Here is an 18,562-nt window from a genome sequence, read left to right as displayed (position 1 = left end):
GGTCTGGGCGCTACGGCAGAGCTTCGCTCGATTAGGCTGGGTGCATGACTGATGGTGTTCTGAACTCCGGTATCGAAATAGACGGCCTCAGCGCCGGCATCCGCCCCCAAGACGACCTGTTCGGGCACGTCAACGGATCGTGGATCGAGAAGACCGAGATCCCGGGGGACAAAGCTCGCTGGGGCACCTTCCATCAGCTCGCTGAGGCGGCAGAGAAGAACGTCCAGCAGATCATCCTCGATGCCCAGAAGGGCGTGTTTGACGACACGGATGCTGCCGCCGAGGCCCGCAAGGTCGGCGACCTCTATGCGAGCTTCATGAACACCGAAGCGATCGCCGAGCGGGGAACCGAGCCGATCGTGGAGCAGCTGCGCGCAGCATCCGCTGTCTCGTCGATCCCGGAGCTTCTCGAGACGATCGGCACCCTCGAGAACGACGGACTCAGCGGCTTTGTCGGCATGGGCGTCGACAACGACCCGGGCAATCCCGAGCGCTACGTCATGTTCATGGTCCAGGGCGGCATCGGCCTGCCGGACGAGAGCTACTACCGCGATGAGAAGTTCGCCGAGATCCGCGAGTCGTACCTCGGCCACCTGCAGCGCATGTTCGAGCTCGGCGGTGTCGACGACGCCGCGGCGCGTGCGCAGCGTGTCTTCGAGCTGGAGACGGAGATCGCCGCGCAGCACTGGGACAACGTCGCCAGCCGCGACGCGCAGAAGACCTACAACCTGTACTCGGGCGACGACGCACTCGCGCTCGTCGCGGGCGTCGACATGACACCGTGGCGGCGTGCCCTCGACATGCCCGAGGCGGCGCTCGGCGAGGTCGTCGTCATGCAACCGTCCTACCTCGAGGGCCTTGCGGGGCTGCTCGTCGACGACAGGCTCGACGCCTGGAAGGACTGGCTCGCGTGGAAGGTGCTGCACGGTGCGGCACCGTATCTTCCCGACGCCTTCGTGGCCGAGAACTTCGACTTCTACGGTCGCACCATCACGGGCACGCCCGATCAGCGCGAGCGCTGGAAGCGCGGCGTTTCGCTCGTGGAAGGCGCGATGGGCGAAGCCGTGGGCCGCGTGTACATCGAGCGGCACTTCCCGCCCGAGGCGAAGACGGCGATGGATGCTCTCGTCGCCAACCTCATTGAGGCATACCGGCAGTCGATCTCAACGCTGGACTGGATGAGCCCCGCCACGCGCGAGCGCGCCCTTGAGAAGCTCGCCAAGTTCACGCCGAAGATCGGCTACCCGGTCAGCTGGCGCGACTACTCGGCGCTCGAGATCGACCCAGGCGACCTGATCGGCAACGTGTCGCGCGCCAACCGCTTCGAGCTGCACCGCGAGACGGCGAAGATCGGCAAGCCGCTCGATCGCGACGAGTGGTTCATGACACCGCAGACCGTCAACGCCTACTACAACCCGGGGTTCAACGAGATCGTGTTCCCCGCGGCGATCCTGCAGTTCCCATTCTTCGACTCGACACGGGATGCCGCAGCCAACTACGGGGCGATCGGCGCGGTGATCGGGCACGAACTCGGGCACGGCTTCGACGACCAGGGCTCGCGGTTCGACGGCGACGGTCGGCTCACCGACTGGTGGACGGATGCTGATAGAGAGGCATTCGAGAAGCGCACCGGATCGCTCATCGAGCAGTACAACGCGCTTGCTCCCGAGCAGACGCCCGACCATCACGTGAACGGTGCCCTGACGATCGGCGAGAACATCGGCGACCTCGGCGGACTCAGCATCGCGTGGAAGGCGTACCTGATCTCGCTGAACGGCGAGGAGCCGCCCGTCGTCGACGGGCTGACGGGTGCCGAGCGCTTCTTCCTCTCCTGGGCGCAGGCGTGGCGGCAGAAGAGCCGCGACGCCGAGGTGATCCGCCTCCTGGCGATCGACCCGCACTCGCCCAACGAATTCCGGTGCAACCAGATTGTCAGGAATATCGACGAGTTCTACACTACGTTTGGAGTTCAAGAAGGAGACGCGCTCTGGCTCGACCCGGAGCAGCGCGTCACCATCTGGTAGTACTGTGGACGGCGATGGTGCGAGAACACGGGGGAACGCGTCATCGAATAACCCAGCTGGAACATTCCGGTTGTGAAGGAGGACGTAGTCCGTGGCATCCCCCACTCGTGAGCCCGGTCGCCGGGTGCGTCAGAGCGCCCGCCGTGCTCGCCATCGCTCGCAGGAGCCCGTCGACACGTTCTCGTCAGGGTTCCGCGCGCTCGCAACGCTCGCCCGCAATGGCGTCCAGGTCTCGGCTCGTGCCATCGACCTGGCGAGCGGGCGTGAGCTGTTCTCGATCGACGACTACATTGTGATGCCGACGGCGGGCGTTGGCACAGCTCTTCTGCTCGCCGACGTCGCCGCCCGTCTCGACGATCCCGCGTTCGAATCACTCATGATCCTCGATCGCGAGACGCAGGATCAGGCGGCGGATGCTGGCCTGTGGCAGCACCTCCAGGCGCCGTCGCTGCCAATCGCCGATCTCGCGGCCCTCATCGGCGCGTCAAACGATCACCTTGCTATGAACGTGCTGCTGCGGCAGATCGGCCTCGACGCCGTCCGCCTCCGTGCCGAGAACCTGGGTCTCAAGCGCACGGCGCTCCTCGACATTGCGCGCGACCAGCGCGGCCCCGACGATGCGCCGCACCTCTCCGTCGGCTCGATGAAGGAGCTGACGTGGCTGTTCGCCGAGTTCGCGCGAGGAGAGGCGATCAGCCCCGCGGCGAGCCAGCGCGTCGTCGACTGGCTCTCGCTCAACATGGATCTCTCGCTCGTCGCATCGGCGTTCGGCCTCGACCCGCTCTCGCACCGCACCGGCACCCACGGGCTCACGCTCTTCAACAAGACGGGGTCGGCGCCGGGCGTCCGCGCCGAAGCGGGTGTGCTGCGCGGGCCGCGCGCGGGCGTCGCCTACGCCGTCGCCACGTCGTTCACCGACACCGACCTCGTCACACGGCTCTCGATCAACGACGGGCTTCGCACGGTCGGCAACGATCTGCTCGAGTACGTGCACTGACGCGTCGCGCAGTGCTCACACGCCCCTCACGCAGCCCGTGACGGCATCCGTGCCGCGTGCTACCAGCCGCCGCCCCCGCCGCCTCCGCTGCCGCCGCCGGAGAATCCGCCACCGGTCGACCCACCGAACGAGCTGCTCCCACCGGAGCCCGACCATGAGCCTGAGGACGACGGCGTTGTCATGATGCTCCCCATGGTGAACGTCGACGACAGCACCGCCACGCTCGCCAGATCGTTTCCGAAGAACCAGTCTGGCTGGGCGCTCGTGGCGTATTCGCGCGTGAGCTGACTGATCCACTCTTTCTCGAGGCCCCAGAGGATGGCATATGGCAGCAGCTTCTCGTGAAGCCTGACGATCGCGAGCCCGTCCGAAGTGTCGACACGATCGGCGCCCTGCGGCGACTGCAGATACCGGATGCGGTCGGCCTCAGCGAGCCGGATGTAGTCCCTCAGACCACGCAGGTGTTCGTGAACCAGCGCTCCCTCGTGGGTCAACCAGTACCGGGACTTCGCGAAGATGATGACGAGAACAGACACCACGATCGTGACGAGCACCGAGAGCCACGCGTACCCTGGCACCCCGCCACGCGTGCTGAACACAGCGATCACGCTGATCGAGCCGAAGATGGCGATGCCGGCGAGCACGCGGAGTGCGGTGCTCACCTTGAGCGAGCCCTTCCGGGCGAGCCCGCGCGACGTGATCGCTGTGTCGGCGTCGCGGCGGCGACGCGCGAGTCGGTCGCCCAGGCTGGTGTTTCTCTTGTCGAGCCACGTGGTCACCATGTTCTCGTTGTTGCCGAGGACGGCGTGCAGAAAACTCCGTTCGAGGGGCTGAAGCGAATCGGCAGCGTCGACATTCGTCGATTGGAACCCATAGGTGGGGTGGCTCGACGATTGACGGGTGTCCTCGACGATGCGGCCGACCCCGCGCACGGCGAGCTGGATCAGCTGGGCGGCGAAGCCGCGCTTCCGCACGCGCAGAAGCAGCGCCGCCTCGAGTGGTGAGATCCCCGGCGGCGGCGTGTATTGCGGAATGATCGTGCCGCGGCCCCGGGCGTTGCGCCAGGCGCTGAAACGCAGAGCTACGAGCCAGAGCGCAAGAAGGCCGGCTCCGATGGCCGGAATCCAGGCACCGATGTGCGCCGCCGCTGACTCACGGAACGGCGGCGGTGTCGCAAATGTTCCTTGCTCAAAGCCCATCGCGATCGTCATGTTGCCACCGGGCTCGAACGGGCCGGACGTCGCTGTCGCCGTCGACCCGGTCACGGTGATCGGGCAGGTGTCTGTCGAGCCCTCTTCGCCCGCGTAGCAGGCAGCGTTGCCGGTCAGAGCATCCTCGAGGCCATCGTCCAGCCGCACCGTCGTCGTTACGGAGCCGAAAGGCAGCTCCCAGCCGGTGCCGTTGATGTCACGATAGAGCTCTTGACTCGCGGTGTCTGGAAAATCCTGCACGACATCGCGCTGCGTGTAGGCGATCTCGAACGTATGCGAGCCGTGCATATACGCATTCTCATCGCCGATCGTCAGCTCGAGGAACCCGCTGTCATTCTCCCGCTCGTAGGGCACATCGCCGCCATCCATCGTGACGCTGACGAGGTCGGTCTGCATCGACACCCCGTCGCCCGTATAGAGCGGAATCGACCGCATGATGCCGTGGTTCTCGTTGCCCGTCGGAAAATCGGCGACAACCGTCTCGACGACTTCGAGGGTCGAATGATCGTCTGCATCCCGGCCCAGCGTCAGCTCGGCGTCGAACGAGCTGATCGTGAGGCTGTCAGCATCCAGTGGAGCCAGTGCACGAACGGGCTGAGCATCGGATGCTGTGGCAGAAGATGCCGGTCCGATGAACACCAGCGCGGCGGCGGTTGCCGCTCCCAGCAGAGAACACAGTGCGCGTGATCGATGGTGCATGCGTTAACGCTAACCGAGCGCCGACGGAGTAGACGTTCCATGTCGAGGCGAGGACAATGGCGTCATGAGGATACTGGTTGCCGGGGGAACCGGTGTGATCGGGTCGCGGGTCGTCCCGCTCCTGACCGCGGCCGGGCACGACGTCATTGCCACGAGCCGCCGTGCCGAACGGCTGCTTCCTGCCCAGGCTGCCGGAGCCGAGGGAGCCGTCATGGATGCGCGTGACGCAGCATCCGTCGACGCCGTCGTCAGTGGCGCCCGCCCCGATGCCATCGTGCACCTGCTGACCGATCTCGCCACCGAAGACTTCGCGGGCAATGCGCATCTGCGTGTTGTGGGCACGCGCAACCTGGTTGCGGCCGCCGAACGCGCGGGCGTCACACGCATGGTCGCCGAGAGCATCGCCTGGGTGGGCGAACCGGATGCTGCGCCGGGCGACGAGTCCGTCGCAATCGCCCGCGACCCCGATACGGATGAGAGCCTCTTTCCCGCCGTGGAGTCGCTGGAGGCGGGAGTGCTCGGGCTCGAACACGGCGTGGTGCTGCGCATGGGGATGCTGTATGGCCGAGGCACCTGGTTTGGGCGCGGCGGTCGCATCTACGAACGGGCTGAAGGCGGCACCGTTGTCGCGACAGTGCGCCACACCTCATTCGTGCACGTCGATGACGCGGCGCTCGCCGTCGTCATGGCGCTCGACTGGCCGCGCGGAGTCGTGAACATCGTGGATGACGACCCGGTGGACGCCGACGAATGGGCACCGGAGCTCGTGTGGGCGGCGGGCGGAGACACGACGGAACTGACCGTGCGGGCGACGGGACGTGCCAGCACGAATACGCTCGCCGCGTCGCTGGGGTGGGTGCCCGAGCATCCCACGTGGCGGGATGGCCCCTTCGATCTCGTGTAGCTTCTCGCCCGCGAGTTCAGGTGTCGAAATTGGCGGTTATGCGGCCTGTATAAGGGTCATCTGTGACACCTGAATCGGTGCGGAATACGTTGCCGCTCGGATTCGTTGCAGATCATGACGTCGCGATTCGCCGCGGCCTCCCTCGCGCCCGATAATCGGAAGTACGATGCCCACACACCTCCCTGCCTCAGATCGCGCGGCCTCAGACGACGCCGCGTCAGCTCAGGGCCCAGCGCCGGCCCAAGATATCGCATCGATTCACGAGGCGGCCTCAGCTCACGGGACTGCGGCGGCGCGCGACGCGCACGCCGCCTGGCGCGACGATCGTCGCCGTGCCGTGACGGGGCACACGGGAAACCTCGCGCTCGTCGAAACACGGTGGCTGCCCGTCGGCAGCGCGCAGCCGGACGTTGAGGCTGAGGGTGCTGGTCTGCCAGCATCCGTCACCGTCACTGCCCTCTCGCGCACGGACATCGATACGGGCGACGTGCAGCATGGTCTGCGGTTCTGGGACGCCGAGGCACCGGCGATCCGTGCGTTCGAGGGCATCGACGCGTTCCCCTTCGACCCCGAGTGGGTCATCGAGGCGCAATTCACTCCCGTCGCTGCCGACCGCACCGTGCCGTTCGAGCACATCCGCGACAATGGCGGCACGCGCGATCTCGTCGTACCCGGAGACATCACGTTCTCGCGAGACGGCACCCGTTACACGTTTGCCGCGTTCGACGACGGCGGCGCGCTTCTGCTCGTGTTCGGCGACCCGACGAACGGCTCTGACGGCGACGAGGGAACGTATGGCGCCGGGCGATTCCTCTTCGTAGAGCGCGCGGACGGCGCCGACGGCAGCATCCGTTTGGGCGAATCGGGCACCGTGACGCTCGATTTCAATCGTGCGTTCGTTCCGCCCTGCGGGTTCAGCGCGCAGTACAACTGCCCCATGCCGCCGGCGCAGAATCGCTTTGCCGTGCCGGTGACCGCCGGCGAGAAGCGCGTGCGGTTCACGGGCGACTTCGACATCTACGCAGCATGACCCGCAGCTTTTCAGCATGACCCGCAGAATGCACCAGGAGAAACCGTGAAACGCCAACTAGCCCTGACCGCAACGATCGCCGCCGCAGCCCTCGTGCTGACCGGCTGCTCTGGCGGCGGCTCGGCGGGCGACGAGGGTGGCGCGGACGCCACGATCAACATCGGGTCGCTGTACGAACCGCAGAACCTCAGCAACACCGGCGGCGGCGGTCAGGGCGTCACCGAGGCGCTGAGCGGCAACGTCTACGAGGGGCTGTACAAGCTCACGGACGACGGTGAGGTCGAGCCGCTTCTCGCCGCCGACGACGAGGTGAGCGAAGACGGACTCACATACACGATCACTCTGCGCGATGATGTCGAGTTTCACTCGGGTGACCCGCTGACCGCAGCCGACGTGAAGTCGAGCGTCGAAGCCGTCACCGCCGAAGACTCGCAGTCGGCGCGTAAGTCAAGCCTCGACGTCATCGACGCGATCGAGACGCCGGATGAGCACACCGTCGTCTTCACGCTCAGCCAGCGGTCGATCTCGTTCATCTACAACCTCAGCTATGTGTCGATCGTGAACGATGCCGCGACAGACCTGAAGACGAGCGTAGACGGCACCGGCCCGTACACGCTCGACGAGTGGAAGCGCGGCAGCACGCTGAGTCTGACCCGCTGGGACGACTACTGGGGCGACCCCGCGAAGAACGCCGAGGTGGTCTTCCACTACTTCACCGACGCCACGTCGCAGAACAACGCGCTCATCAGCGGGCAGATCGACATCATTACGAGCGTTCAGAGTCCCGACGCTCTCAGCCAGTTCGACGGCAACGACGACTACGTGGTGAACGACGGATCGTCGACGACGAAGGAGCTGCTCGCGTTCAACGATCGCGTCGAGCCCTTCGACAACGCTCTCGTACGCAAGGCCGTCTACTCGGCGATCGACCGCGAGAAGCTGCTGAACTCCATCTGGGGCGACTACGGCCAGCTCATCGGCTCGATGGTTCCGCCGACCGACCCCTGGTACGTGGACCTCAGCGACGTGAACCCGTACGACCCAGAGCTGGCGAAGGACGAGCTGGCCGAAGCCGGCTACGCCGACGGGTTCTCGTTCACGCTCGACACCCCCAGCTATGACCCGCATCCGGCTGTCGCGGAGTTCCTCAAGTCAGAGCTGGCGAAGGTCGGCATCACCGTCGAGATCAACACGATCACCGCAGATGAGTGGTACACGAAGGTGTTCCAGGATCGCGACTTCGAGGCGACGCTGCAAGAGCACGTGAACGATCGCGATGTCGTGTGGTACGGCAACCCCGACTTCTACTGGGGCTATGACAACGCCGACGTTCAGAAATGGGTGGCTGAGGCCGAGCAGGCGAAGACCACAGACGAGCAGACCGAGTTGCTCACCAAGGTGAACAGGCAAATCGCCGAGGATGCTGCGAGCGTGTGGCTGTACCTCTACCCGCAGATCGTCGTGGCCGCGAGCGACGTCTCGGGCTACCCGGTGAACGGCCTGAACTCGCAGTTCTACGCGTACGACATCGTCAAGAAGTAAGTGAATGGATGCCGCGGGGCGTTGCCTCGCGGCATCCAGCCGTTAACCTGAGATACCCATGCCTGCCTACCTGATCCGCCGGTTCGCGTTCCTGGTGCTGTCGCTCGTCGTCGCCCTGGTCGTGATCTTCGTGCTGCTGAGGCTGCTGCCGGGCGACCCGGCGAACGCGCTGCTGAGCGTGAACGCCACGCCCGAGCAGATTGCCGCCGCACGAGCGCAGGTGGGAAGCGACAGGCCGCTCGCCGAGCAGTTCGCCACGTGGGCCGGGCAGATGCTGCGCTTCGACCTCGGCGAGTCGTACATCAGCGGGCTTCCGGTTCTTCCCGAGGTTCTCGCGCGCCTGCAGATCACGCTCCCGCTCACGGTGCTGGGGTTCCTCCTTGCCCTCGCGATCGCGCTTGTCGCGGGCGTGGCCGCGGCCGTCGGCTCCAACCGCTGGTACGGCACGCTGCTCAACGGTTTCGCGCAGGTCGGCATCGCGATTCCAGTGTTCTGGATCGGGATCATCCTCGTCTGGGTGTTCGCGCTGCAGCTCGGGATGCTGCCGAGCGGCGGCTTCCCGCGCGATGACTGGGAGGCGCCCGGCGACGCTCTGACGGCGCTGACCCTTCCGATCATCACCATCGCCGTCGTGATGAGCGCCTCGCTCACCCGCTACGTGCGCGCCGCCACACTCGACGTTCTGGGCAGCGGGTATCTGCGCACCGCGCGCGCGGGCGGGGCGGGCATGGCGCAGGCGCTGTGGCGTCACGGGGTGCGCAACGGCTCCGTCCCGGTGATCGCGATCCTCGGCATTGAGCTCTCGACAACGCTGCTCGGCGCCGTCGTGATCGAGAGCGTCTTCACGCTGCCCGGTCTCGGCAACATGCTTCTCGACGCCATCGCCCAGCATGACTACCCCAACATCCAGGGCATCCTCGTGGTGAGCACCCTCTTCGTGCTTCTCGTCGGGTTCGCGGCCGACATCGCGCAGCGCCTCGTCGACCCGCGCCTTCGGCTGAGCGTCTCGGGGAACCGATGAGCGATACAGCGCCCGTGCAGGTCACGGAGATTCCGGATGCTGCCGCGGCAGCGCGTCGCCCGCGCCGCCGCAGCCGCCGCGCCGTGCTCGTGATCGGCTGCGTGCTGACAGCATCCGTGATTCTTCTCGCCCTGGTCTCGCTCGTCTGGCTGCCCTTTCCGCAGTCGGACACGAGCGGAACACGCCTCGAGGGGCCGGGCGCCGAACACTGGCTTGGCACAGACAAGCTGGGGCGCGACCTGATGACGCAGCTCATGATCGGCGCGCGCATCGCTCTCGTCGTGGGCCTGGGGTCCGTCGCGATCGCCGCCGTGCTGGGCCTGACGCTCGGCCTCATTGCCGCGTTCGCGTGGCCGTGGCTCGACGACACGCTGTCGGCGGCGCTCGACGTGATCATCGCCTTCCCCGTGCTGCTGCTGGCGATGCTCGTCGTGGCGGTGCAGGGGGCGTCGCTGTGGTCGGCGATCCTCGCGATCGGGCTGGCGCAGTCCGCCGTCGTGGCGCGGCTGGTGCGCATTCTGGCGCGGCGTGTCCTTGGTGAGCAGTTCGTCACGGCGTCGCGCACGAGCGGCACGCGCTGGCCGGGCGTCGTGGGCGGTCACATCCTGCCCAACATCGCCCCCATGCTCGGCGTCAACCTCGCCCTGCAGTTCGGCATCGCCGTGCTCGCCGAGGCCAGCCTGTCGTACCTCGGGCTCGGGGCGCCGCCGCCGAACGCATCGTGGGGGCGGATGCTGTTCGAAGCGCAGGGCACGGTGCTGACGGCCCCGGTCGGGGCGATCGCGCCGGGCATCGCTCTCGTCGTGCTCGTGCTCGGCGTCAACTTCATCGCCGACGGCCTGCGTGACGTCGCCGACCCGACGAGGAGGCACGGATGAGTCTTCTCGAGGTGGCCGGACTGAGCGTGCGTACGCGCGACGGCGCCCTGCTGGTGCACGATCTGTCGTTCAGCGTGGACGCCGGTGAGCGCGTCGGCCTCATCGGCGAATCGGGCTCGGGCAAATCGGTGACGTCCCTCGCGGTCACGGGGCTTCTCGATGCCGGTCTCGACGCGCGCGGGTCGGTGCTGCTCGACGGGCATCAGATCGTGGGGGCACCAGATCGGATGCTGCGTCCGCTGCGTGGCCCGTGCGCATCCATCGTCTTTCAGGAGCCGCTCACGGCGCTTGACCCGCTGATGCGCGTCGGCCGGCAGATCGCCGAGCCCATCACCCGGCACCGCGGCTTGCGCGGGCGCGATCTGACGCGCGCTGTGGCTGAGGCGCTTGACGCCGTCGCGCTGCCGGGGGAGCGCATCGCACGGTCGTACCCGCACGAGCTGTCGGGCGGTCAGCGGCAGCGTGTGGCCATCGCGATCGCGCTCGCAGCGCACCCACGGCTGCTGATCGCGGACGAACCGACGACGGCGCTCGACGTGACCGTGCAGAATGAGATTCTCGACCTGCTCGATCACCTGGTGGCCGAGCGCGACATGGCGCTTCTGTTCATCAGCCACGACCTCGCCGTCGTCTCACGCATGGCGCAGCGGGTCACCGTTCTCGAGAAGGGCGTCGCCGTCGAATCCGGCTCCGTCGGCGACGTCATCGCCGCACCCGCCCACGCCTACACGCAACGGCTCGTCGCGAGCGCGCGGCTGCTTGATGATGCCCTCGATTCTGCGCCGTCGTCGAGTAACAGTCCTGGCGGAGGTGACGACGCATGAGTCTCCTCGAGCTTCAGGGCGCCAGCTTCGCCTATCGCCGAGGCGGACCCGTTGTGCACGACGTGTCACTCTCTCTCGGAGCGGGAGAGAGCATTGGCCTTGTCGGTGAGTCGGGGGCAGGAAAATCCACGATCCTGTCGCTGCTTCTCGGACTGTCTGCGCCGACGAGCGGCGAGGTGCTGTTCGACGGCATTCCGCTCGCACGCCGTGATCGCACGCTCATGCGGCGGTTCCGGTCGTCGGTGCAGACGGTATTCCAGGACCCGTACTCGTCGCTCGATCCGCGTCAGCGCATCGACCGCATCGTGGCCGAACCGCTGCGGTCGCTCGGCATCGCGACCGGCGACGATGCCCTGGAGCGCGTCGCCGAGGCTGTGGCATCCGTTGGTCTCGAGCGGGATGCACTTCGGCGCTTCCCCCACGAGTTCTCGGGAGGGCAGCGCCAGCGCATCGCGATCGCGCGGGCGATTGTGTGCCGGCCGAAGGTGCTCCTGGCTGACGAGCCGGTGAGCGGTCTTGACGTCACGACGCGCATCCAGGTGATCGATGTGCTGCGACGGCTGCGGGACGAGACGGGGCTTGCGCTGCTCATGGTGTCGCACGACTTCACAAGCGTTGCGGCTCTGTGCGAGCGCACTGTCGTGCTGAAGGACGGCCGCGTCGTCGAGGAAGGGGCGACAGGCAGCATCCTGTCGTCGCCGACAACGGACTATGCGCGCAGCCTCGTCGCGGCGATCCCTCGCCTGCCCTAGCTTCGGCGCCGCACGGAGGGCCGCAATGGACGCAGCGCGCCCAAGCTTCGGTGCCGCAACAGACGCTGCATGCCCGCTGATGTGAGCCATATGCGCCTTTGCGGCGCACGCGAAGAGCCGTTTGGCTCACAGGAATGCGCGACCTGCGGTCAGGCTTCGCGATCCGCGAGTCTGCTGACCTCGGTGAGCACGGTATCGGCGGCTTCCTCCGACGCGAGTGTCAGGAAGTGCCCGGCGCCGAGCAGCGCGATATTGCGTGCACCGTCGAGAGCGCTCCCGCCTGGCACGTGCGGGTCGAAAGAGGGCGACAGCGAGGTGATGCGCTCGTTCACCGATGTTCTGCCCGCGAGTTCGGTGATGGTCCCGTTCGTTGGCCCGAACTCACGGAGCGTCCGGCCCACCGCGTATCGCGCGAGTTTCGACCCCGTGAACGGGGTGCAGAGGGTGACCATGCCGCGCACGCCGAGGTCCGCCTCGCTCATGAGGTGCTTGCCGATCAGCCCGCCCTTGCTGTGGGCCACGATAATGCGCCCCGCCGAGGGGACGTGCACGCGTGTGAGTGCGTTTTGCAGCATCCGGGATGTGTCGACGATCGGGCGTCGGTTGTGCTTCATACCGTAGACGACGCTCACCCGATACCCGGCTTTCGAGAGCCGCTCGGCGATGGGGGCCATGAACACCCACGTCTCATAGACGCCGGGCAGCAGCACGATGACGGGTTTGCGGCGATCGCCCTTGAGATAGCGCGCGGGCGGTCGCCGTCGAAAGAGGGAGACGAGCTGCCGCGACCCCGCGTACAGGTAGTCGGCGGCCCAGATGCCGGCCTTGCCCAGCACAGTGAGCGGGGGTGCGGCGACGATCTCGTCGTCGTCCGGCAGCGTGGTGCCTGCGTGTTCGGCGACCAGCTTGGCGATCTGCACACCACCCGTGATCATCGCCTCATGCCCGTGCCCATCAACCTCGATGTAGCGTCCATCGGGCACGAGGCGCGTGACGTCGCGGGCCCAGTAATCGGGAACGACGGTGTCGGTGCGGCCACGCAGTACGAGCACGGGAGCTGTTACCTTCGGCAGGCTGTCTTCCACGTGATGCTCGAGCATGGTGCCGAGCTTCTTGACGTACCAGCGCGGGCCAGCCTTCAGGTAATACATGAGCCCGAGTGCCATGACCTTGGGCTTCGACATCGAGACATCCTGCAGCATCCGCACGGCCTGCTTGGCCGCCGTGCGTTCGCGCGGGTTGACGGTCGGGGCGATGAGCACCACGCGGTCTGCGAACTCCGGGTGGCGCGCAGCTGCCTCCACGACGATCTCGGTGCCCATCGAATGCCCAACGAGTACCGATCTCTGCAGGCCTTCGTGCGCGACGATCTCGGCGATCAGGTCACCGGATGCTGCGATGTCGAGCGGTTCGTCTGGCTCCGGTGCGTCTCCGAACCCGGGTAGGTCGAGGGCGAAGACGCGTCCGGTGCGGCCGAGCGCCTCGGCGAACTCCGACCAGTACCGGTGCCCCATGCCGATGCCGTGCACCAGAACGTAGTCGATGCCCGTGTCGATGCCCGATTCGGTGATGATCGTCGTTCGACCAGCGCTCACGAACTCGCGTTGCTCACTCATGCTGAGAGTCTATGAAGCTGTGGCTGAGAGCGCCCAGTTCGCGGTGCGAGAGAGCGGATGCGCTCGTCGGTTGGACTTCGATGAGTTCTACGGCATGGCCACAGGGTTGTCGTAGTGATCGTTGCCATCTCGTCGATGCTTGTCATGATTCAAGGGGAGCCTGAGGCTCGCGAGTGGGTTGAACTTGTGCGTGCTGAGACGTCAGCATATCTGTCGCCAACTTGCTGGAGGCTTGCCTCTTCGTTGATTCGTAACTCTCTCAAACCGATGTGCGTTTCGCCCGGCGGGCCCAATGTACGGTTGCAGTCCCTCACGATGGGCACTACAGCATAACGACATCGACGACGACAGCTGCGGCAGAGTCGACCACAGCCCAAGCCCCACAAGGCACCGGTGATGCGGCAGTTCAGGACCGCGCGACGGGTTCCGGGCGATGAATGCCGCGGGGTCGGTATCCGAGAGCCGGGGAAACGTCGACGAGGTCTGCTAGAAACCAGATCGTCGCGAGCCACATCTCCGTCCCCTGCAAGCCGGGAGTCGAGTCTGATTCGTCAGCTGAGGTACTCGTTGCAGCGTGGAACCCAATTCCGGAGCCGTCCATCCAGCGCCTCAATGCGTCGCGCAGAAGGCGGGTCGCGAGTTCACGCACCTCTTCTGATCGGTAGCCCGTCTCACGAGTGAGCCACAGCGGATGCGCCACATCGAGAACGTTGCACGCGTTCTGCGCCTCCGGGCTGAAGTACCGGCTATCGCGCGCGTGCCTGAGAACAGTGTCGATCACGGCATCCGGATTCTGAATCGGAATGCCGAACTGCGCGAACGTTCCGCGTGTCGCCCGATAGAACCCGTTGACGGGCTGCAGCAGCCCCTCGGCGGGTGTCGGCTCGCCCCACATGCCCGTGCGCGGGTCGGAGTGCGTCGTGAGCCAGCTAAAGAGCGTCTCAACGAACCCCGCCGGAATGACATCGCCGCGTCGGCGAGTCCAGTGCACTGCTGTGCCGATGGCGTCGACGACATGCCCGGCGCCCCAAGCGTTCCGCGCCCACGGCAGATCGGACAGTTGACGCGCGAGAATCTCGGCAGAACCCCTCGTCACGGCACCCAGCGGGTGTGGAAAAGAGGACCCAAGCAGATCGAGCGCATACCCGACGCACTCGATGTGGTACGCGACGTCGTCGTCATCGAACGACGCTGGTGCCGACTGGAGTCCGTGCGCGTCGATCGGGGCGACGAGCCCCGTCTGCGGGTCTTGCCAGCCGCGCAGACGGTCACGCTGCGTCCCGGCGGAAAGCTGCGGCGGAGAAGCATCGGTCAGCAGCATCGACAGCTCGATCGCGTCGCACTGCGCTCGCACGCTCGCGGGCACACCGGGCCGATCGGCGAAGAGCTGTCTCTCGGCGTCCCACGACCGATCGAGAATCTCGTTCACCTGAGAACGAGCACGATCGGCAAAGGATGCTGCCCGCTCGGCAAGCGGCGACAGGGCCTTGCTCGCGGCGGTCGGCGGAACACGCCAGCGCACCTGTCGAGCCGGGTTGCCGACGACAACAGCGCCGGCAGCGACGTTTTTCGTGACCACGGCGCCCGCACCGATCACGGCGTGATCTCCAACGGTGACGCCGTCGAGAATGACGACGTGCGAACCGATCCAGACGTCTCGGCCGATGCTCACTCCGGCGGACACGAGCGGTTGCCTAAAAACCTCGGTTCCTGGCTCCATCGAGTGGTTGAAGCCGAGGATCGATGTGTGCGCGCCGATGCGCACCGCGTTGCCCATCGAAACCGTGCCACGGACGACGCAGAATGGGTTGATCGAACAGTCGGCGCCGATCTCGATTCGGTCGGTGAGATAGGCGGATGCCGCAATATAGCTGCGATCGCCGAGGGTGAGCTCGTCAGCGTGCACGGACGCGCGCTCCGAGATAAAACACTCGTCGCCGAGTCGCCACGCCGGGTAGGCTCTCATGAGCTCAGCAACGTACGCATGCTGCGCATCGTGTTCTTCAGGGGAACCCTCCGTCCAGAACGACCACGGGGAGTGTTCGAAACGGCTGATCATGACATCCTCCCCGGTGCGGCAGTTGACGCGCGCCGGTTGATAGACGGACTGAGCGTGACCCTGTGGGCAGCGCGGTCGGGATCGGCGAGACGACCGAGAAGAAGATCGAACGCGGCGCGCCCCAACTCGGCACGCGGCGGGCGGATCGCCGTGAGCGCAGGGCTGCCCAAGTGCGCAGTCTCGTCGTCATACGCGATGACTGACAGATCACCGGGGACGGAGAGGCCGCGCGCGAGCACCAGATCGACGAACGCGAGAGCCTCCGGATCAGCATGGACGAGGAGCCCGGTTACGCCATCGTCGCGCAGCCGATCAAGGACCCCCGCAGCCGATTCGATAAATGACGGAGTGCGGTGATCGGCGACGAGGTACTGGTGCGATGCGACCCCCGCACTCTCGCAGCCGGGCCCCCAGCCCGCAACGATCTTGCGTGACGTCGGGGAATCCTCGGTGCGAATCAGCCCCACACGCCGATGCCCGAGCTCGGCCAGATGATGCGCAGCCATCGCCGCACCCAGCGCATGGTCCGTCGTCACAGACTCGGCAGGCATTCCATCGGTCGGCATCACCGCATCGCGCTCGGCCAGAACGAACGGCAGCCCCGTGTCATACAGCCACTCAACAACATCCCCCGCGTGCGGCGTATTCGTATTCGGGGCGACGACGAAAGCGTCAACGCCATCGCGGTTGACCATGCGCTCAAGCACGGGACGCTCATCCTGAAGCTCATACGACGCACCACGCAGCAGCACGCGTGCCCCATGGGCATTCGCCCGTTCTTCCACACCCGCCAGCACACTCGGCCAGTAGTAACTCAGCGACGGAACGAGAACTCCCACCGACTGAATGGTCGTCCGCGGCTGCTCAAGCGACGGCGGAATCCCACCCTCCGGTGCCACAGCGCCCCCGTGCACCCGCACCAGCAGGCCCTGAGCCTCCATCTGCTGCAGGTCGCGGCGCAGAGTGACGGGCGTCACCCCAAGTTCGTCTGCCAGAGAGGCAATGCGAACCGACCCGTGCTCAGACAGGGTGCGAAGAATCGCCTGCCGCCTCGACGCCGCCAACTGCGCAATGGACTCGTTCATCGTGCTCCTCCTGTGCCATACTGCCGCATCGTGACGGTCACGTCAGATACCCGCGAGACATCGATCTCGAGGCGCGTGAGGCTGTCACCCCAGACCGAAGACAGCATCGGGTCGTCGAGCCGCTTCGTCGTCAGCCGGGCTGGCGCGGCGGGATTCCACAGGATCTCAAGCGGCGTCGCCCCCTCAAGCGGTTCCACAACTGCCCGGCCCTCGCCGAGCGTCACCGAGCCCGCAAGCAGAAACCGGCTCTCTGTCGCGCCGTCGCCCACCGGAGCCGGAAGCTCGTGCCACTCATCGTGAACGCGCACCTCTCGCGCGTCCCTGTCGAGCCGCACCGTGCGGTGCCACGACGTGCGATCTGGCAGCCCGTATGTCGCCGCGATATCGAGCGAGAACTCGCCGTCGGCGACCGAGACAGCGGATGCTCGATAGTCGGCACCCGCCTTCTGGGCGTGCCCGGCGATGACGGGGATGCTGTGCCAGGTGCTGCGCATCATCCACAGGCCATAGCGGTCAGCGCTGAACGTCTGCGCCGTATACGTGGGACGCCCCGCGTCGACAACCGTCGGCACACCGTCGCTGGCGACGATGACCGACCCGACGTCGTTGTGGTTGTGACTCTCGTCATTGTGGCCGCCCTTGGCCACAACCGTGAGTCCCGCTGGTGTTCCCGCCGACTCGCGAGCGATGAGCATCTGGACAGACGGCAGCCAGACTTCGGCAGGAAACGGGAACCGGCCCGAGCCGCCGTCGTGGTCGTCGGAAAGCGCGGAGAGCAGCCGCCCGAGATTCATCGTCTCGTCAGCATCCAGGTGTGACTCGTGCCCGCGGGCAAAGGCTTCGGCATCGCCGTCCTTCAGCCGGCGAGCGGCACGTGTGAGCGCATTCCACGGCTGTGGCGTGGCCGCCCGGGCACGCGAATCAGCGACCGAGACGACCCAGTCGTCGCCGAGCTGCATACGGTGGGGAAACGCGACGAGCTCACGAAGCACGGGGATGCCGTCAATGAAATCAATCCGCTCGAGGGTTGCGTGCGCGAGCGCCTCGAGCGCTTCGAACAGGCGTGCGGCGCCCGCCCACCAGTAGTGGTACCCCTCGTCAACGGCACCATCTGCCGGCAGATCGGCGATGTAGCGATCGAGCCCCAGGAGGACGCGGTCGATGATGCGGATCCTCAGCTCGGCATCGTCCGGGGCATCAAGCAGGCGCAGCGCGGCGACCAACACATTCCCGAGGATCCACGGAGTCCAGTTGATGGTCGGGCGTTCGGCTCCCAGCCACCACCAGTCGTCCCGGTCTGCGAACGGTTCGAGGACCCGCGAGCGCACCTCTGTGCGGATCCGCGCGCGGACCCCGGCGTACGCCGTCTCGAGCTCGGCCCCGATGACGTGGTCAAGCCAGGCGAGGTGCGCGGCGACCTCGCTGGCACCGAGGTCGACAACGGGGGAGGTCACGTCGGGAAGCACCCAGCCGCGGCGTGAAAATGCGTCGTCGTGGGCGGGCCAGCACCAGCTGCTCTGCTCGCAGAGAAGGCTCGCTCCATCGAGGACGCTCGGAAGCCAGCAGGACTCCCCTGTCACCACGGCCGCGACGACCGATCGGCTGCTGCGCTGCACACGAGCGAACGCCGTCTGCTCCCACGTTGAACGGTCGCCATCGCCGTGGATGCGGGCGGCGTCATGGGCGAGCGGCTGCGGCCAAGGTGTGTCGCGCTCGGCGAGTGCGCGGGTGATGAGGTTGTCGGCCTCGACGCGTTCCCAGACGTCCCGACGCGACGCGGGAGGGACCGGGAGTGCCGACTCGGGAGGGGCGATCATCGGACCGAGTACCGGCATGAGAGTGTCGGCGGTGGTATTCAGCTGCCGCGCCAGCGTTGTTCTCAGCGGCCCCTGGGACTCCCTCTTCACTCGGCGCGCTCCT

14 protein-coding genes are annotated in these 18,562 nt (G+C 66.5%); 9 read left to right on the top strand and 5 right to left on the bottom strand.

The features are described from left to right. The first annotated feature begins 44 nt into the window (after positions 1 to 44). Positions 45 to 2,024, top strand: a complete 1,980-nt coding sequence (locus OK352_RS02680) for a M13 family metallopeptidase (protein ID WP_265139846.1) — start codon at positions 45 to 47, stop codon at positions 2,022 to 2,024. A gap of 91 nt (positions 2,025 to 2,115) precedes the next feature. Then, positions 2,116 to 3,021 (top strand): serine hydrolase, encoded by a 906-nt coding sequence (locus OK352_RS02675; protein WP_265139845.1) that lies wholly within the window; start codon positions 2,116 to 2,118, stop codon positions 3,019 to 3,021. Positions 3,022 to 3,080: 59 nt separating this feature from the next. Here the strand turns inward: OK352_RS02675 and OK352_RS02670 are convergent, their stop codons facing one another. Then, complete coding sequence (locus OK352_RS02670; RefSeq protein WP_265139844.1) at positions 3,081 to 4,931, bottom strand: DUF2207 domain-containing protein; 1,851 nt, start codon at positions 4,929 to 4,931, stop codon at positions 3,081 to 3,083. A gap of 64 nt (positions 4,932 to 4,995) precedes the next feature. Between OK352_RS02670 and OK352_RS02665 the strand changes: the two genes are divergently transcribed. From OK352_RS02665 to OK352_RS02635, 7 genes are all read left to right on the top strand, one after another. After that, positions 4,996 to 5,835 carry an NAD-dependent epimerase/dehydratase family protein gene (locus OK352_RS02665; RefSeq protein WP_265139843.1) on the top strand — a complete coding sequence of 280 codons (840 nt, stop codon included), beginning with the start codon at positions 4,996 to 4,998 and terminating at the stop codon, positions 5,833 to 5,835. Positions 5,836 to 6,001: 166 nt separating this feature from the next. After that, entirely contained in the window at positions 6,002 to 6,865 is an 864-nt protein-coding gene (locus OK352_RS02660; protein ID WP_265139842.1) for a DUF1684 domain-containing protein, read from the top strand. Between the two features lie 45 nt (positions 6,866 to 6,910). After that, complete coding sequence (locus OK352_RS02655; RefSeq protein WP_265139841.1) at positions 6,911 to 8,407, top strand: ABC transporter substrate-binding protein; 1,497 nt, start codon at positions 6,911 to 6,913, stop codon at positions 8,405 to 8,407. Positions 8,408 to 8,465: 58 nt separating this feature from the next. Next, a complete protein-coding gene (locus tag OK352_RS02650) occupies positions 8,466 to 9,428 on the top strand; it encodes an ABC transporter permease (RefSeq protein ID WP_265139840.1) in 963 nt (320 codons plus the stop codon). After that, complete coding sequence (locus OK352_RS02645) at positions 9,425 to 10,306, top strand: ABC transporter permease (RefSeq protein WP_265139839.1); 882 nt, start codon at positions 9,425 to 9,427, stop codon at positions 10,304 to 10,306. The genes OK352_RS02650 and OK352_RS02645 overlap by 4 nt, the downstream gene beginning before the upstream one ends. Further along, complete coding sequence (locus tag OK352_RS02640; RefSeq protein ID WP_265139838.1) at positions 10,303 to 11,130, top strand: ATP-binding cassette domain-containing protein; 828 nt, start codon at positions 10,303 to 10,305, stop codon at positions 11,128 to 11,130. The genes OK352_RS02645 and OK352_RS02640 overlap by 4 nt, the downstream gene beginning before the upstream one ends. Continuing rightward, entirely contained in the window at positions 11,127 to 11,882 is a 756-nt protein-coding gene (locus tag OK352_RS02635; RefSeq protein WP_265139837.1) for an ABC transporter ATP-binding protein, read from the top strand. The genes OK352_RS02640 and OK352_RS02635 overlap by 4 nt, the downstream gene beginning before the upstream one ends. Before the next feature lie 149 nt (positions 11,883 to 12,031). On the opposite strand, the gene OK352_RS02630 is transcribed toward OK352_RS02635, so the two are convergent. The 4 genes from OK352_RS02630 to OK352_RS02615 all read right to left on the bottom strand — a co-directional run bounded on the left by OK352_RS02630 (position 12,032) and on the right by OK352_RS02615 (position 18,549). Beyond that, complete coding sequence (locus tag OK352_RS02630; RefSeq protein WP_265139836.1) at positions 12,032 to 13,498, bottom strand: alpha/beta hydrolase; 1,467 nt, start codon at positions 13,496 to 13,498, stop codon at positions 12,032 to 12,034. Between the two features lie 406 nt (positions 13,499 to 13,904). Next, complete coding sequence (locus tag OK352_RS02625; protein ID WP_306387763.1) at positions 13,905 to 15,557, bottom strand: acyltransferase; 1,653 nt, start codon at positions 15,555 to 15,557, stop codon at positions 13,905 to 13,907. After that, positions 15,554 to 16,642, bottom strand: a complete 1,089-nt coding sequence (locus tag OK352_RS02620; RefSeq protein WP_265139835.1) for a substrate-binding domain-containing protein — start codon at positions 16,640 to 16,642, stop codon at positions 15,554 to 15,556. The genes OK352_RS02625 and OK352_RS02620 overlap by 4 nt, the downstream gene beginning before the upstream one ends. Then, complete coding sequence (locus OK352_RS02615) at positions 16,639 to 18,549, bottom strand: heparinase II/III-family protein (protein WP_265139834.1); 1,911 nt, start codon at positions 18,547 to 18,549, stop codon at positions 16,639 to 16,641. The genes OK352_RS02620 and OK352_RS02615 overlap by 4 nt, the downstream gene beginning before the upstream one ends. Positions 18,550 to 18,562: the final 13 nt, after the last annotated feature.

Origin of the sequence: Microbacterium sp. MPKO10, from assembly GCF_026107415.2 — a bacterium.
Lineage (GTDB): Bacteria > Actinomycetota > Actinomycetes > Actinomycetales > Microbacteriaceae > Paramicrobacterium.
Note: the sequence above shows the minus strand (reverse complement) of the source record. Positions and strands in the feature narration are given on the sequence as shown.

Excerpts from the sequence above, each read along its gene's own strand:
- OK352_RS02680 (WP_265139846.1), top strand. The coding sequence starts at position 45 with ATGACTGATGGTGTTCTGAACTCCGGTATCGAAATAGACGGCCTCAGC.
- OK352_RS02670 (WP_265139844.1), bottom strand. The coding sequence starts at position 4,931 with ATGCACCATCGATCACGCGCACTGTGTTCTCTGCTGGGAGCGGCAACC.
- OK352_RS02665 (WP_265139843.1), top strand. The coding sequence starts at position 4,996 with ATGAGGATACTGGTTGCCGGGGGAACCGGTGTGATCGGGTCGCGGGTC.
- OK352_RS02660 (WP_265139842.1), top strand. The coding sequence starts at position 6,002 with ATGCCCACACACCTCCCTGCCTCAGATCGCGCGGCCTCAGACGACGCC.
- OK352_RS02650 (WP_265139840.1), top strand. The coding sequence starts at position 8,466 with ATGCCTGCCTACCTGATCCGCCGGTTCGCGTTCCTGGTGCTGTCGCTC.
- OK352_RS02645 (WP_265139839.1), top strand. The coding sequence starts at position 9,425 with ATGAGCGATACAGCGCCCGTGCAGGTCACGGAGATTCCGGATGCTGCC.
- OK352_RS02640 (WP_265139838.1), top strand. The coding sequence starts at position 10,303 with ATGAGTCTTCTCGAGGTGGCCGGACTGAGCGTGCGTACGCGCGACGGC.
- OK352_RS02635 (WP_265139837.1), top strand. The coding sequence starts at position 11,127 with ATGAGTCTCCTCGAGCTTCAGGGCGCCAGCTTCGCCTATCGCCGAGGC.
- OK352_RS02630 (WP_265139836.1), bottom strand. The coding sequence starts at position 13,498 with ATGAGTGAGCAACGCGAGTTCGTGAGCGCTGGTCGAACGACGATCATC.
- OK352_RS02625 (WP_306387763.1), bottom strand. The coding sequence starts at position 15,557 with ATGATCAGCCGTTTCGAACACTCCCCGTGGTCGTTCTGGACGGAGGGT.
- OK352_RS02620 (WP_265139835.1), bottom strand. The coding sequence starts at position 16,642 with ATGAACGAGTCCATTGCGCAGTTGGCGGCGTCGAGGCGGCAGGCGATT.